Below are 13,828 nucleotides of genomic sequence, written 5' to 3' on the forward strand. Positions count from 1 at the left end.
ACACAAAATTCCTGACAGGCTCCGAATGTCGAGAACGACAAGTATGACCCGCACAAAGTTCTCACCCTCGCAACGATCGTTCTATCACTGTGCGCGTCGATGCTGCTTCCCCTGCGTTTGAAGAGGTGCACCAATCCGATCTCGAAATCCAGTCGATCTCTTTTTCGTTGCGCGTGTGGCTGTCTCCTTACGACCATTCACGCCGACTGCTTCCCACCCAGCGGTCCTGCGACGCCTTGAGGTGTGATCGCATAGCGGTCTGCGCATCCAGCACGTCCCGGCTCTCCAGTGCGCGCAGAATGGCTTCGTGTTCATGCAGCGCTTCGGTCCATGTCTGGCTACTTTCAGAGCGCACGCTCAGTTGTGACGAAATCGGACTGTGGCGTTCGTCAAACAACTCGCCGACGAGTCGCTCCAGCACTGAGTTGCCCGTCATCGCGGCGATTAGCAGGTGAAACTGACGGTCATGAATCAGGGGTGGTCGGTTCTGAGCGATGGCGACGCGCATTTCCTGGACCGCGCGTCGTAGCGGTGCCAGTGCATCTGACGTGACCAGGGCGCAGACCAGCATCACGACTGAGCCTTCTAGCGCGGAGCGCGCCTGCATCAGCTCGATCGGACTCTCCCCCATCGCCGCCGTTGCTACAGGTGCACGTTCTGACGAACTGCACACGTAAACGCCTGCGCCCATTCGGACTTCGACACTACCTTCTACCTCAAGCGCGATCAGTGCCTCGCGAACAGAAGGCCTCGACACGCCCAACTGCTGCGCCAATTCGCGTTCCGGGGGCAAGCGCGCGCCCGCCGCGAAATTGCCCTTCAGAATGAGCGCACGTATTTGGTCGGCGATTTGTTGATAGAGCCGCCTGTTGTCTACCTGTTTGAGTTGATCCAGCATTTGGACTCCTCTGCCTGTCAAAGTGATGGACCAAAATTGGCCTGACCAATCGAGAGGTCATAACAAGAAGTTTACGCTTTATCAAGAGAGATATTGCCGTATTAGGGTAAGTACGGTAAGGCCAATTCTATAAAATCGGTAAAGTGGCCTTACCAAAAAAGGCCGAACCTCCGACAGAACGTGAACAAAAAAGACACATGCGTTACGAATTCGACTTCAGCGCTCCACTGGCGTATTGGCCAGACTTTCTAGCCGGAGCGGCAACTACCCTCGGCTTGTCGTTGGCCGCCCTTAGGCACCATGGACAGCTCAATGAAGGCGACCGGTTCAGACGTGGAGACGGCACGTCTACTGGCCAAGGACCTCGGGCTCGAGCTAGAGATCGTGCAGACCACTGGCGCCAACCGCATTCCGTTTCTACAAACCGGAAAGGCCGATGTTGTGATTTCGTCGCTGTCGGTCACGCCAGAGAGCGAGAAGGTGATCGATTTCTCAGTGCCATACGCGCAAATCCAGGCCGTGATCGCCGCACCGAAGTCAGTCGTCGTGAAAGGATTCGCCGATCTGGCAGGCAAGCGGGTTGCCACCGCGCGCGGCACCACCAACGACCGCTTGGCTACCGAAGGCGCCACTGGGGCGAAAATCGTGCGTTTTGATGACGACGCCACCCTCGTCACCGCCATCGCCAGCGGCCAGGTCGAGATTTTCGCCACCTCGTCGGCCCTCGTTAAGTCGGTCGTGGAGAAGGCGCCAGCGCTCGGTATCGAGATCAAGTTCGTGATGAAGAGCTTTCCATTGGGCATCGGCATGCGCAAGGGAGAAACCAAACTGCAGGCCTGGATCAACGACTGGGTGGCCAAGAACAACCAGAACGGCAATCTCGCAGGCATTTACAAGCGGTTCCACGGATGAATCTTCTAGTCCACCAGAAACCAAGGATTTATTCATGCTTACTGTGATTTGCGAAAAGCCCGGCACATTGCGCGCCGAAGACCGTCCGGTACCGCAGCGTGGCGACGACGAAGTGCTACTGCGCGTCAAGCGCGTCGGCGTGTGCGGCACCGACCTGCACATCTTTACAGGCAACCAGCCTTACCTCAGCTACCCGCGGGTCATGGGGCATGAGTTGTCCGGCATCGTCGAACAATCACCAACGGGCAGTCACCTGAAGCCCGGCGATACCGTTTACGTCATGCCTTACATCTCCTGTGGCAAATGCATTGCGTGTCGTCAAGGCAAGACAAACTGTTGCGTCAACATCCAGGTGCTGGGCGTACACCGTGACGGCGCGTTCACTGAGTACCTCTGTGTTCCACAGGGCTTCGTACACAAAGCTGAGGGCGTGTCGTTGGACCAAGCGGCGATGGTTGAATTCCTCGCAATCGGAGCTCACGCAGTGCGACGAGCCAACGTGCAGGCCGGTCAGCGCGTGTTGGTGGTCGGCGCCGGACCTATTGGCATGGCCGCGATGATATTCGCCAAGCTGCGCGGTGCGGTAGTCACGGCGCTGGATACACGGCGCGACCGTCTTGACTTCTGCGTGACGCAACTGGCAATGGCCGCAACGGTGCAGATTGCGCCTGACGACGAACAGCAGTTGGCAGCGCTTACCGACAACGAATTCTTCGATGTTGTGTTTGACGCCACAGGCAACCCAAAGGCAATGGAACGTGGCTTCAAGTTCGTCGCCCACGCTGGCACATACGTGTTGATTTCGGTAGTCGGCGCCACGATCACGTTTTCCGACCCGGAGTTTCACAAGCGCGAGACCACGCTCCTTGGCAGCCGCAATGCGACCACCGAGGATTTCGAGATTGTGCTCAAAGCGATGCGTGCGGGCCAAATTCCCGACGCTGCACTCAACACGCATCGCCTCCAGCTGGCGGACGTTCCGACCGACTTCAAGAAGCTGCTTGACCCCGCCCAAGGTGTGGTCAAAGCCATTGTGGAGTGCTAAGCAGCATGGGCCAAGCAATTCTCCAGTTCGGCACCAGCCGTTTCCTCCAGGCACATGTCGATCTTTTCGTTTCGGAAGCGTTGGCGAGTGGCGAGGTGGGTCAGGCGCTTGGCGGCATCATCCTCGTTCAGACGACCAGCAGCCCGGCCAGTGCGCTGCGTGTGGCAGCGCTCGCAGGCGGCGAGGGCTATCCAGTCCAGATCCGGGGCCTGATGCACGGCGAGCGTATAGACACCACCGTGACCTGCCGTGCCGTGCGCGAGGCTTTGAAGGCAGATGCGGATTGGCCCCGGCTGCTCGACGCGATGGCTGGCGAGGTGCGAGTGATCGTCTCCAACACGGCCGACCGCGGCTACCAGCTCGATCCACAGGATGACACAGAGTTGGTCGGCGACCCTCGACGCGCACCACGCAGCTTTCCGGCAAAGCTGCTGGTGCTGCTGCATCACCGCTGGGTACGCCTGCCTGATGCGGAGCTCTCGATTTTCCCGTGTGAGCTGATCGAGCGCAATGGCGACACGCTACGTGATCTGGTTGCAGACCTCGCGCGCGAGTGGGCGCTACCTGAAGACTTTATAGCCTGGCTTCGCGAGCACTGCGTCTGGGCCAATTCGCTGGTCGACCGCATCGTCTCCGAAGCGCTATACCCGGTAGGCGCGGTGGCCGAGCCCTATGCACTGTGGGCGATCGAGAAGCAGGACCGGCTTCTATTGCCCTGCAGGCACGACGCCATCGTGCTGACCGATGATCTCGAACGCCACGAACGTCTCAAGCTGTTCCTGCTGAATGCCGGACACACCTATCTAGCCGAACGCTGGAAGAACGATGGTCGCGACGCTGAGGAAACGGTGGCACAAGCGATGAACGATCCTGGCTTGCGTGCCGAACTAGAAGCCATGTGGACTGACGAAGTGTTGCCGGTGTTCGATGCACTAGGCCAGCATAACGAGGCATTGGTCTATCTCGTCAATCTGCGCGAGCGCCTGCTCAACCCGTTCCTTGCCCACCGATTGGCCGATATCGCGCAGAACCATGCGCAGAAAAAACAGCGCCGCCTCGGACCCGTGGTGGCGCTGGCAGATGCGCAGCTGCCCGGTTTGGCGCAGTCGCGGTTACGCGCTGCTTTGGCGTGACAAAACTAACAATGGTTGCCTGAACTGAAGACTATTGTTCCTGACAACAACCTGCTGATACGGATCTTCGAGCCGGGCCGCAAACATCGCTCAATCCCGCAGCAGCAAGGGTCGTGCTCATGGCCATGAACTTCACTATCTGTTGGTCAAGTCGATTTCCGATGGGGTGGTTTGGAGGGACAGGCCCGAAGGTGTTGGCCATGTTTTCGATCTGGTCGAGTTCACCAACACTGCTGGCGCTCATGTGCTGGCGATACGCGAGGACGATTTCTAATGGTCGGACCAACCGCTGTGGCCGGTCGAGAACTAGGCGTTGTTTGACAGGTTACCGTCAATGAGCTGTTGATCCAGCGTGGATTACTGCTCAAAGCTGGCACGGTCGTGGACGCCAAGCTGATTGCCGCGCCCACTTCCACCAAGAACAAAGACAAAGCCCGCGACCCCGAGATGCACTCCAGCAAAAAGGGCAACCAGTGGTACTTTGGCATGAAGGCCCATATCGGCGCCGATGCAGAGTCCGGTCTGGTGCACACCGTGCGAGGTACATCCGGGCATGTGGGCGATGTGACTGAAGGCAACAGCCTGCTGCACGGGCAGGAAACGATTGCCTTTGGAGATGCGGGATACCAGGGAACCAGCATGGACATGTGGCGGGACGTGGTCGACATGAAAATTCCGGTGCACGACAACTTCAAAATTCATTTCATTGAACAGCGTGCTTCACTGTTAGAAAATTTCGATAAAGAACCCCACCCCTTGGGGCGGGGTTCTTTATTAAGCTATTTTTGCCTCCAGCCCAGCAGCCACAGGCGCGGGCAGCTATTAATATGAGAGCGCCCTGCGCGGCCAAGCCCTGAGCTGCGGAACTCAGCCCGCTTCAGCAGGTTGAGCCGTCCCGCATACCGATTGGCTGAAACCGCAATCGACATAAGTGATCTCGGAGGTAACGCCCCCGGCCAGGTTGCTCAGCAAAAACGCTGCGACGTTGCCCACATCCTCGATCGTCACGTTACGGCGCAGCGGCGAGGCGGCCGCCACCATGCCCAGCAGCTTGCCGAAGTCCTTGATGCCGCTGGCCGCCAGTGTCTTGATGGGCCCGGCGCTGATGCCGTTGACGCGCATGCCCTTGGGTCCCAGGGATTCAGCCAGGTAGCGCACGCTGGCCTCCAGGCTGGCCTTGGCCAAACCCATGGTGTTGTAGTTGGGAATGGTGCGCTGGGAACCCAGGTAAGTCAGGGTCAGCAACGCGGACTTGGCATTGAGGTAAGGCAACGCGGCCTTGGCCATGGCCGGAAAGCTGTAGGCGCTGATGTCGTGGGCGATCCTGAAACCCTCGCGCGAGAAGCCTTCCAGAAAATCACCGGCAATGGCCTCGCGCGGCGCGTAGCCAATGCTGTGCACAAAGCCGTCAAAGGTGGTCCAGGTTTTTGATAAGTCCGCAAACAGCTTGTCGATTTGTGCGTCGTCGCCGACGTCGCAGTCAAAGATCAGGCGGGAGTCAAAGTCCGCAGCGAATTCGGTAATGCGGTCCTTGAAACGCTCGCCGACATAGCTGAAGGCCAGCTCGGCGCCTTGGGCGTGGCAGGACTTGGCAATGCCATAGGCAATGGACCGGTTGGACAACACGCCCGTGATCAACAGTTTTTTGCCGGTGAGAAAACCCATGCTTGTGCTCCAGTGTGTGCGAGTGAACCGGCAAATATTGTTTTGGCTGCTGTGGGTGCGGTACCCGCAGTCCGCGAAATTTTGCCGACTTAATTAGTGCAGAATTGTCGCATGCGGGATTTGTCTTTTTTGAGAGCCCTGATGATGGCTCTGCTGGCATGCCTTGCCCCGGCATCGTGGGCCGCGCATGTTTACGCGCAGTTTGGTGATATCAAGTACCCGGCCGGCTTCACCCATTTCGATTATGTGAACCCCGCGGCCCCCAAGGGGGGCGAGATTCGCATGGTACCGCCCACGAGGCCCACCAACTTTGACAAGTTCAACCCCTTTACTTTGCGCGGTACCGCACCTTACGGCCTGGGCATCTTGCTGATTGAAAGCCTGCTGACCGGCAATTCGGAAGAACCCACCACCGCCTACGGGCTGCTGGCCGACGATGTGGCGGTGGCTGCCGACAAACTCTCGGCGACTTTTCACATCAATGACAAGGCGCGTTTTCACAATGGCGCGCCGGTGCTGGCGGCCGATGTGCTGTATTCCTACACCCAGCTCACCGGCAAACTCGCGGCGCCACAGTACCGCACAATTTACGCCGAAGTGAAGGCTGTCACCGTGGTGTCTGAGCGGGTGGTGCGCTTTGATTTTTTAACGCCCAACCCGGAACTTCCGCTGGTGGTGGGCGGCATGCCGGTCTTCAGTCGCGACTGGGGCAAGGTGGCCGGGGTTGCCAAGCCGTTCGACCAGATCGTGTCCGAAGTTCCCATTGGCTCGGGGCCATACAAGGTCGCCAGCCCGGCCATGGGGCGCGACATCACCTATGTGCGTGACCCGGCTTATTGGGGCATTGACCTGCCGAGCCGCAAGGGCCAGTTCAACTTTGACCGCATCAGCTTCAAAATTTACCTCGACGAAACCTCGCGCTTTGAGGGGCTGAAAGCCGGTGAATACGACTTTTTGCGTGAATTCATTTCGCGCAACTGGGCGCGCCAGTACACCGGCAAGCAGTTCACCTCGGGCGAGCTGACCAAGCGCGCATTTGAAAACCGCAACCCAGGCGACTTTCAGGGCTATGTGTTCAACCTGCGCAATCCCAAGTTCCAGGATGTGCGCGTGCGCAAGGCGATTGGTCTGGCCATGGATTTTGAGTGGATGAACCGCCAGCTGTTTTACGGACTGTACAAACGAGTGAACGGTTATTTTCCGAACAGTGAATTTCACGCCGATGGCTTGCCAAAACCCGATGAGCTGGCCCTGCTGGAGCCTTTGCGCGCCCAACTCAAACCCGAGGTGTTTGGCCCGGTGCCCGTTTCACCCAGTACCACGCCCCCCGGCAGCCTGCGCGAGAACCTGCGGCAGGCCCAGGCGCTGCTTCGTGAGGCCGGCTGGACTTACCGCGATGGTGCGCTGCGCAATGCCCAGGGCGAGGCCTTCACCATGGAGTTTCTGAACGACCAGCCCTCGCTGGTGCGCATCGTCGGACCTTTCCAGAAAGCGCTTGAGAAGTTGGGCATCACCATGACATACCGCGTGGTCGACTTCTCTTTAGCCAAGCAGAAGATGGATGCCTTTGATTTTGAGGTCACGACGCTGCGCTTGCCCGGCAGCACGGCACCGGGTGGCGAGTTGCTGGAACTGTTTGGCTCCAGGGCCGCCGGAACGCCTGGCTCCGCCAACGTCTGGGGAATTGCCGACCCGGCGGTGGATGCCCTGCTGCAAAAGGTAGTGACCGCCAAAACCCGGCCCGAGCTCAGCGCCGCCATGCGAGCGCTGGACCGCGTGCTGACCCACGGCTACTACTCGGTGCCGCAATACTACGGCGACGCTTTCTTCATTGGCTACCGTCCCGGCCGCTTTGTCCTGCCAGAGATTATTCCGCCGTATTACCAAGCCGACACCTGGGCCATGAGCACCTGGTGGGCGTCGTCTACCAACAAATAGAACAAGTGAAGCTACCATGGCCAGTTACATCCTCAAGCGCCTGCTGCTGATGATCCCGACCTTGCTGGGTGTGCTGCTGCTGACCTTTGTCATGGTGCAGTTTGTGCCGGGCGGGCCTGTAGAGCAAATGGTGGCGCAGTTGCAGGGCCGTGATTCAGGGGGTGAGCGGGCCGTAGCAACAGGTGCCGGTTACCGTGGGCGGCAAGGTGTGGATGCCCAGCGCATCGAGGAAATCAAGGCCCTTTACGGCTTTGACAAACCGGTGCATGAGCGCTTTTTTCAGATGCTGGGACGGTTTGCACGCTTCGATTTGGGCAACAGCTTTTATCAGCACAAGGATGTCTGGCAACTGATCAAGGAAAAACTACCGGTCTCCGCCAGTCTGGGCCTCTGGACCTTTTTTATCAGCTACCTGATTGCCGTGCCGCTGGGCGTGGCCAAGGCGGTGAGGGCGGGCACGCGCTTTGACTTTGTCACCACACTGATCGTGCTGGTGGGCTATGCGATTCCGGGCTTCGTGCTTGGCGTGGCGCTGCTGGTAGTGTTTGGCGGACAGTTGCAGTGGTTTCCGCTGCGCGGACTGACCTCGGCCAACTGGGAGATGCTGGGCTGGGGAGCGCGCATTACCGACTACCTCTGGCACATCACGTTGCCCATCATCGCCATGGTGCTGGGCAGCTTTGCCGTGACGGCGGTGCTGACCAAGAACTCCTTTCTGGAAGAAATCCGCAAGCAGTACGTGCTGACCGCCCGCGCCAAGGGCTTAAGCGAGCGGCAGGTGCTCTGGAAGCATGTGTTTCGCAATGCCTTGATTCCCATCATCACGGGCTTTCCGGCGGCCTTTATCGGGGCATTTTTTACCGGCTCGCTGCTGATCGAAACCCTGTTTTCGCTCGACGGCCTTGGCTTGCTCAGCTACGAAAGCGTGATCCGGCGCGACTACCCGGTCGTGCTCGGCACCCTCTACCTTTTCACACTGATCGGCCTGGTGACCAAGCTCGTCAGCGACCTTTGTTATGTATGGGTGGACCCTCGTGTCAAATTCGACTGAATCAAATGACGCTGCGCGCGCACAAGCAGCTATGCAAACCAGCGTGCGCCGCGCCGGGCCGCCCCAAGCAAGCACAGCCCCCTCGGGGGGCAGCGAAGTACACGCAGTGACGAGCGTGGGGGCGCACATGTCGCCTTCCCGCCGTGCCTGGCAGCGATTCAGGCGCAATCGGCTGGGCTACTGGAGTCTCGTGCTATTTTGCCTGCTGGTTGGGCTCAGCCTGTTTGCAGAGGTGCTGTCGAACGACAAGCCGCTGGTGGCGCGGTACAAGGGCGAGTTGTACTTCCCGCTGGTCAAAGACTATTCAGAAAAGATCTTCGATGGCGACTTTGACACGCCGACCGACTACCTGGACCCTTTCATCCGTGAAAAGTTGAGCCAGGGCGGCAACTGGGCTCTCTACCCGCCCAATCCTTATGGCCCGAGCACCATCAATTATTTTGCCAAAGAACCCAATCCCTCTGCTCCTTCGCGCGATAACCTGTTGGGCACTGACGACCGCGGGCGTGATTTGCTAACGCAATTAATCTACGGCTTCCGTTTAAGCGTGCTGTTTGGGCTGGCGTTGACCGTGATCGGGGTGGTCATCGGTGTGATCACGGGGGCCATTCAGGGCTATGCGGGCGGCAAAACCGACCTGGTGTTTCAGCGCTTCATGGAAATCTGGGGTTCCATGCCCGAGCTGTACCTCTTGATTATTTTCAGTGCCATTTTTGCGCCCAGCGTGGCGCTGCTGCTGTTGTTACTCAGCCTGTTTGGCTGGATGGGCTTATCAGACTACGTGCGCGCCGAGTTTTTGCGCAACCGCCAAATGGACTACGTGCGGGCGGCCAGGGCCTTGGGAGTGGGCAACCTGCAGATTATGTGGCGACACATCCTGCCCAACAGCATGACCCCTGTGGTGACTTTTTTGCCTTTTCGCATGAGTGCGGCTATTTTGGCGCTGACCTCGCTGGATTTTCTCGGCCTGGGGGTGCCGCCTGGAACGCCCTCGCTGGGCGAGTTGTTGAGCCAGGGCAAGGCCAATATTGATGCCTGGTGGATTTCGCTGTCGACGTTTGCCGTGCTGGTTGTCACCTTGCTGCTGCTGACTTTTATGGGCGATGCCTTGCGCGATGCACTGGACCCTCGAAAGGTCGATCAATGACGGCTCCCACCTCCTTGCTGAGGGTCGAAAATCTCTGCGTCTCCTTTGCGGGCAGGGAGGTCGTCCACGACATCAACTTCACCATTGCACTTGGGGAAAAGCTGGCTTTGGTGGGGGAGTCGGGCTCGGGCAAGACGGTGACGGCCTTGAGCCTGTTGCGGCTGGTTCAAAACGCTGACATCCGCGGGCAGGCCCTGTTTGCCACGCCAGATAACGCGTCAAAAGGGCCGGTGGACCTGCTTTCCATGCCCGAAGGCGCATTGCGCGGCATTCGGGGCCGTGATATTGCCATGATTTTTCAGGAACCCATGACGGCGCTGAACCCCTTGTTCAGCGTGGGCGACCAGATTGCCGAAGTTGTACAGCTAAAGCGCGGTTTAGCGCCCGCAGAATCGGCGCGAGCAGCTATCAAATTACTAGCAGATACCGGTATCCCGGAGGCGGAAAGACGGGCCCGCTCATTTCCCCACCAGCTGTCTGGCGGGCAGCGTCAGCGGGCCATGATTGCGATGGCGCTGGCGTGCAGCCCCAAGTTGCTGCTGGCTGACGAGCCGACGACGGCGCTGGACGTCACGCTGCGCGGCCAGGTTCTGGACTTGCTTAGCGATTTGCAGCGCCGAAACGGCATGGCCGTGCTCATGATCACGCACGATCTGAATCTGGTGCACCGCTTCGCCGACCGCGTTGCGGTGATGGAAAACGGTCATATCGTGGAGCAGGGAGCAGTCGCTGACGTGTTTGCCCATCCGCAGCATCCTTACACCCGTAAATTGATCGACAGCAAACCTGTTCGCGACGTAGTCGATGGGGTTGCTGATGCGTTGGCAGGGGCTTCCACCATGCAGGCCAGCCATGTGCGTGTGGCTTACCCGGTAACCATTTCCGGCTTCAGGGGTTGGTTTAAAAGCGGTGAATTTGTCGCCGTCAAAGACGCCACGTTCGATATTCCATCCGGCAAGACGCTCGGGGTGATCGGCGAATCGGGCTCAGGCAAATCGACCTTGGCTCTGGCTAGCTTGGGGCTGCTTCCCTTTTCTGGGCAGTTGCAGGCTGCAGGCCAATCCTGGAGCAGGCAGGCAGCCCGCAACAAGGCCATTCGCCGGGTTGTCCAGGTGGTGTTTCAGGACCCGTTTTCCTCGCTGTCACCCCGTATGACGGTTGAGGCGATTGTGGAAGAAGGTTTGCTGGTGCATGAGCCATCGTTAAACCAGGCTGAAAGGCGGTGGCGCGTCGAGCAATCACTGGCGGATGTGGGTCTGGAGGAGACGCAGTTTCCGGGTTTGCTGCAGCGCTATCCGCATGAGTTTTCGGGCGGGCAACGCCAGCGGCTGGCGATTGCCCGTGCGCTTATCATCAATCCCAGCTTGCTGGTGCTGGACGAGCCTACCAGCGCGCTGGATGTGACCATCCAGAAGCAGGTGTTGGCGCTGTTGCAGCGCTTGCAGCGTGAACGCGGTTTGAGCTATCTTTTGATCACCCACGACGTTGACGTGATTCGTGCCATGGCCCATGAGGTCATGGTGATGAAAGACGGTGAGGTGGTCGAATCCGGCAGGGTCCTTGAGGTTCTGGACGCGCCGCGTCACCCCTATACGCGGGTACTGGTGTCACAGGCATGAAGGTTTTGTCCGGGATTCACGCCAATTAATAAGAATAACTACAAGCCACCAGCGTTCAGCCGCTTTGAGTCAATTCAGGCATGGAAATTGTTTGCATCGAAGAGCAAGGCGCGTTACAATACTAACTTCACGACCAAATGGGCGGGTTTTCACCGCCCATTTTTTTTGGGCGTTTGTTTTTGCAGACTGGTTAAAAAAAGACTGAATGGCCTTCCAAGAGACGATTGAACAAACTGTTACGGGACTGGGTTACGAGCTGGTAGAAATCGAGCGGACCGGTGGTGGTTTGCTGCGCGTCACGATTGACATGCCGTATGTTCCTGGGGTGGTCCCCGGGGCCGAACAGTTCATTAATGCGGAAGACTGTGAAAAGGTGACGCGCCAGTTGCAGTTTGTGCTGGAAGTCGAGGGCGCCGATTATGTGCGGCTGGAAGTCAGTTCCCCTGGTATTGACCGGCCTCTGCGCAATGAAAAAGATTTTGAGCGTTTTGCTGGTGAGTTGATTGACATCACCCTCAAGGCGCCGATTGGTGTGGCGGCAAGCGCCGGTTCGGGGGTGGCAGCCAGCCGCAAGAAATTCCGCGGCACGCTGGAGCGTGCTGAGCCCAAAGGCTACGCAGCAGGCTGGCAGATTGTGTGGCGCGATGAGCCCACCGTCAAACCAGGCCAGAAAGTCAGCAAAAAGAAGATTCCCGCACCGCTGCAGGCGCTTGGGTTTTCGCTCGATGAAATTCATCAGGCGCGTTTGGCGCCCGTGGTTGATTTCAAGGGGCGTAAACCTAAAATCGCCCCTGTTGCAGATAAACCTACAGAGAAATAATTAAGAAAGGCAGGCTTGTGAAATGAATCGCGAACTGTTGATGTTGGTTGATGCTATCTCGCGTGAGAAAAATATTGAACGTGACGTCGTTTTTGGTGCCGTCGAGCTTGCGCTCGCGTCAGCCACCAAGAAGGTCTATGCGGGCGAGGTGGACATCCGCGTTGCGGTTGACCGTGACAGCGGTAATTACGAGACCTTTCGCCGCTGGTTGGTGGTGCCCGATGAAGCGGGCCTGCAAAATCCGGAAGCCGAAGAGCTGCTGAGTGACGCGCGCGATGAGATCCCCGACATCGAAGAAGGTGATTACATTGAAAAGCCGGTTGAAAGCCTGCCGATTGGCCGCATTGGTGCGCAGGCGGCCAAGCAGGTCATTCTGCAAAAAATCCGTGACGCTGAGCGCGAAATGCTGCTCAACGACTTCATGTCGCGCGGTGACAAGATTTTTGTGGGCACCGTCAAACGCATGGACAAGGGCGACCTCATTGTAGAGTCCGGCCGCGTCGAAGGCCGCTTGCGCCGTAGCGACATGATTCCGAAGGAAAACCTGCGTTCCGGTGACCGCGTTCGCGCCATGATCATGGAAGTGGACACCACGCTGCGCGGTGCACCCATCATCCTTTCGCGTACCGCGCCGGAGTACATGGTTGAGCTGTTCCGCCAGGAAGTACCCGAGATCGAGCAGGGCTTGCTGGAGATCAAATCCTGCGCCCGCGACCCGGGTTCGCGTGCCAAGATTGCCGTGCTGTCGCATGACAAGCGCGTGGACCCGATTGGCACCTGCGTTGGCGTTCGCGGCACCCGTGTCAACGGCGTGACCAACGAGCTTGCCGGCGAGCGTGTGGACATTGTGCTGTGGAGCGAAGACCCGGCCCAGTTTGTGATTGGCGCGCTGGCACCGGCCAACGTGTCTTCCATTGTGGTGGACGAAGAGCGCCACGCCATGGACGTGGTGGTCGATGAAGAAAACCTCGCCATTGCCATCGGTCGCGGCGGCCAGAACGTACGCCTTGCTGCCGAGTTGACCGGCTGGAAAATCAACATCATGGACGCCAACGAATCAGCAGAGAAGCAGGCCAGCGAAACCGACACCAGCCGCAAGCTGTTTATGGAAAAGCTTGATGTGGACGAGGAAATCGCCGACATCCTGATCTCCGAAGGCTTTACCAGTCTGGAGGAAGTGGCTTATGTGCCGCTGCAGGAAATGCTTGAAATTGAATCGTTTGATGAAGACACGGTCAATGAGCTGCGTACCCGCGCCAAAGATGCACTTCTGACGATGGAAATCGCCAAGGAAGAAAATACCGAAGGTGTTTCGCAGAACCTGCGTGACGTTGAAGGTCTCACCCCCGAGCTGATTGCCAAACTCCTAGAGGCGGGTATCCATACCCGCGACGACCTGGCCGATCTGGCTGTTGACGAACTTACAGATATCACCGGCCAGTCTGCGGACGAAGCCAAAGCCCTGATCTTGACCGCACGCGCCCATTGGTTTACCGATGACGGTGCCGACACCGCTGCACCTGCAACGGCCCAAGAGCAATGATCATGGAGGCCAGCAGGAAAACCAAATATGTCCAGTACCACTACCTGTCTCTTATAC

At 58.4% G+C, this 13,828-nt stretch carries 11 protein-coding genes and 1 pseudogene; 10 read left to right on the forward strand and 2 right to left on the reverse strand.

Annotated features, from left to right (window positions below; translation table 11 throughout):
* Window positions 1-187: 187 nt before the first annotated feature.
* Complete coding sequence (locus B3F77_RS13180) at window positions 188-898, reverse strand: FadR/GntR family transcriptional regulator (protein WP_293605388.1); 711 nt, start codon at window positions 896-898, stop codon at window positions 188-190.
* A gap of 312 nt (window positions 899-1,210) precedes the next feature.
* Between B3F77_RS13180 and B3F77_RS13185 the strand changes: the two genes are divergently transcribed.
* The 4 genes and pseudogenes from B3F77_RS13185 to B3F77_RS13200 form a co-directional block, all read left to right on the forward strand.
* Window positions 1,211-1,810: a transporter substrate-binding domain-containing protein gene (locus B3F77_RS13185; protein WP_293605389.1), complete on the forward strand. Its 600-nt coding sequence runs from the start codon at window positions 1,211-1,213 to the stop codon at window positions 1,808-1,810.
* Window positions 1,811-1,844: 34 nt separating this feature from the next.
* Window positions 1,845-2,855 (forward strand): zinc-binding alcohol dehydrogenase family protein, encoded by a 1,011-nt coding sequence (locus tag B3F77_RS13190; protein WP_293605390.1) that lies wholly within the window; start codon window positions 1,845-1,847, stop codon window positions 2,853-2,855.
* A 5-nt stretch (window positions 2,856-2,860) separates the two neighbouring features.
* Window positions 2,861-3,988: a mannitol dehydrogenase family protein gene (locus tag B3F77_RS13195; protein ID WP_293605391.1), complete on the forward strand. Its 1,128-nt coding sequence runs from the start codon at window positions 2,861-2,863 to the stop codon at window positions 3,986-3,988.
* Between the two features lie 327 nt (window positions 3,989-4,315).
* Window positions 4,316-4,621: pseudogene (locus B3F77_RS13200) on the forward strand (transposase); the annotation flags it as partial.
* 234 nt (window positions 4,622-4,855) lie between these two features.
* Here B3F77_RS13200 and fabI read toward each other — a convergent pair.
* Window positions 4,856-5,653 (reverse strand): enoyl-ACP reductase FabI, encoded by a 798-nt coding sequence (gene fabI, locus B3F77_RS13205; protein WP_293605392.1) that lies wholly within the window; start codon window positions 5,651-5,653, stop codon window positions 4,856-4,858.
* 141 nt (window positions 5,654-5,794) lie between these two features.
* Between fabI and B3F77_RS13210 the strand changes: the two genes are divergently transcribed.
* From B3F77_RS13210 to nusA, 6 genes are all read left to right on the forward strand, one after another.
* On the forward strand, window positions 5,795-7,591 hold the full coding sequence (locus B3F77_RS13210; protein WP_293605393.1) for an extracellular solute-binding protein: 1,797 nt from the start codon (window positions 5,795-5,797) through the stop codon (window positions 7,589-7,591).
* A 16-nt stretch (window positions 7,592-7,607) separates the two neighbouring features.
* Complete coding sequence (locus B3F77_RS13215) at window positions 7,608-8,642, forward strand: microcin C ABC transporter permease YejB (protein WP_293605394.1); 1,035 nt, start codon at window positions 7,608-7,610, stop codon at window positions 8,640-8,642.
* A gap of 127 nt (window positions 8,643-8,769) precedes the next feature.
* Entirely contained in the window at window positions 8,770-9,789 is a 1,020-nt protein-coding gene (locus tag B3F77_RS13220) for an ABC transporter permease (RefSeq protein WP_293605398.1), read from the forward strand.
* Entirely contained in the window at window positions 9,786-11,408 is a 1,623-nt protein-coding gene (locus B3F77_RS13225) for an ABC transporter ATP-binding protein (RefSeq protein WP_293605395.1), read from the forward strand. The genes B3F77_RS13220 and B3F77_RS13225 overlap by 4 nt, the downstream gene beginning before the upstream one ends.
* A gap of 205 nt (window positions 11,409-11,613) precedes the next feature.
* Entirely contained in the window at window positions 11,614-12,228 is a 615-nt protein-coding gene (gene rimP, locus B3F77_RS13230) for a ribosome maturation factor RimP (RefSeq protein WP_293605396.1), read from the forward strand.
* 22 nt (window positions 12,229-12,250) lie between these two features.
* The gene (gene nusA, locus B3F77_RS13235) at window positions 12,251-13,771 is read left to right on the forward strand and encodes a transcription termination factor NusA (protein ID WP_293605397.1); all 1,521 of its coding nucleotides are present in this window, start codon (window positions 12,251-12,253) and stop codon (window positions 13,769-13,771) included.
* Window positions 13,772-13,828: the final 57 nt, after the last annotated feature.

The sequence above is a fragment of the Polaromonas sp. UBA4122 genome (genome assembly GCA_002381615.1).
In the GTDB taxonomy this organism is placed as follows: domain Bacteria; phylum Pseudomonadota; class Gammaproteobacteria; order Burkholderiales; family Burkholderiaceae_C; genus Polaromonas.

Coding starts and splice junctions, on each gene's coding strand:
- B3F77_RS13180 (WP_293605388.1), bottom strand. CDS start 898: ATGCTGGATCAACTCAAACAGGTAGACAACAGGCGGCTCTATCAACAA.
- B3F77_RS13185 (WP_293605389.1), top strand. CDS start 1,211: ATGAAGGCGACCGGTTCAGACGTGGAGACGGCACGTCTACTGGCCAAG.
- B3F77_RS13190 (WP_293605390.1), top strand. CDS start 1,845: ATGCTTACTGTGATTTGCGAAAAGCCCGGCACATTGCGCGCCGAAGAC.
- B3F77_RS13195 (WP_293605391.1), top strand. CDS start 2,861: ATGGGCCAAGCAATTCTCCAGTTCGGCACCAGCCGTTTCCTCCAGGCA.
- fabI (WP_293605392.1), bottom strand. CDS start 5,653: ATGGGTTTTCTCACCGGCAAAAAACTGTTGATCACGGGCGTGTTGTCC.
- B3F77_RS13210 (WP_293605393.1), top strand. CDS start 5,795: ATGATGGCTCTGCTGGCATGCCTTGCCCCGGCATCGTGGGCCGCGCAT.
- B3F77_RS13215 (WP_293605394.1), top strand. CDS start 7,608: ATGGCCAGTTACATCCTCAAGCGCCTGCTGCTGATGATCCCGACCTTG.
- B3F77_RS13220 (WP_293605398.1), top strand. CDS start 8,770: ATGTCGCCTTCCCGCCGTGCCTGGCAGCGATTCAGGCGCAATCGGCTG.
- B3F77_RS13225 (WP_293605395.1), top strand. CDS start 9,786: ATGACGGCTCCCACCTCCTTGCTGAGGGTCGAAAATCTCTGCGTCTCC.
- rimP (WP_293605396.1), top strand. CDS start 11,614: ATGGCCTTCCAAGAGACGATTGAACAAACTGTTACGGGACTGGGTTAC.
- nusA (WP_293605397.1), top strand. CDS start 12,251: ATGAATCGCGAACTGTTGATGTTGGTTGATGCTATCTCGCGTGAGAAA.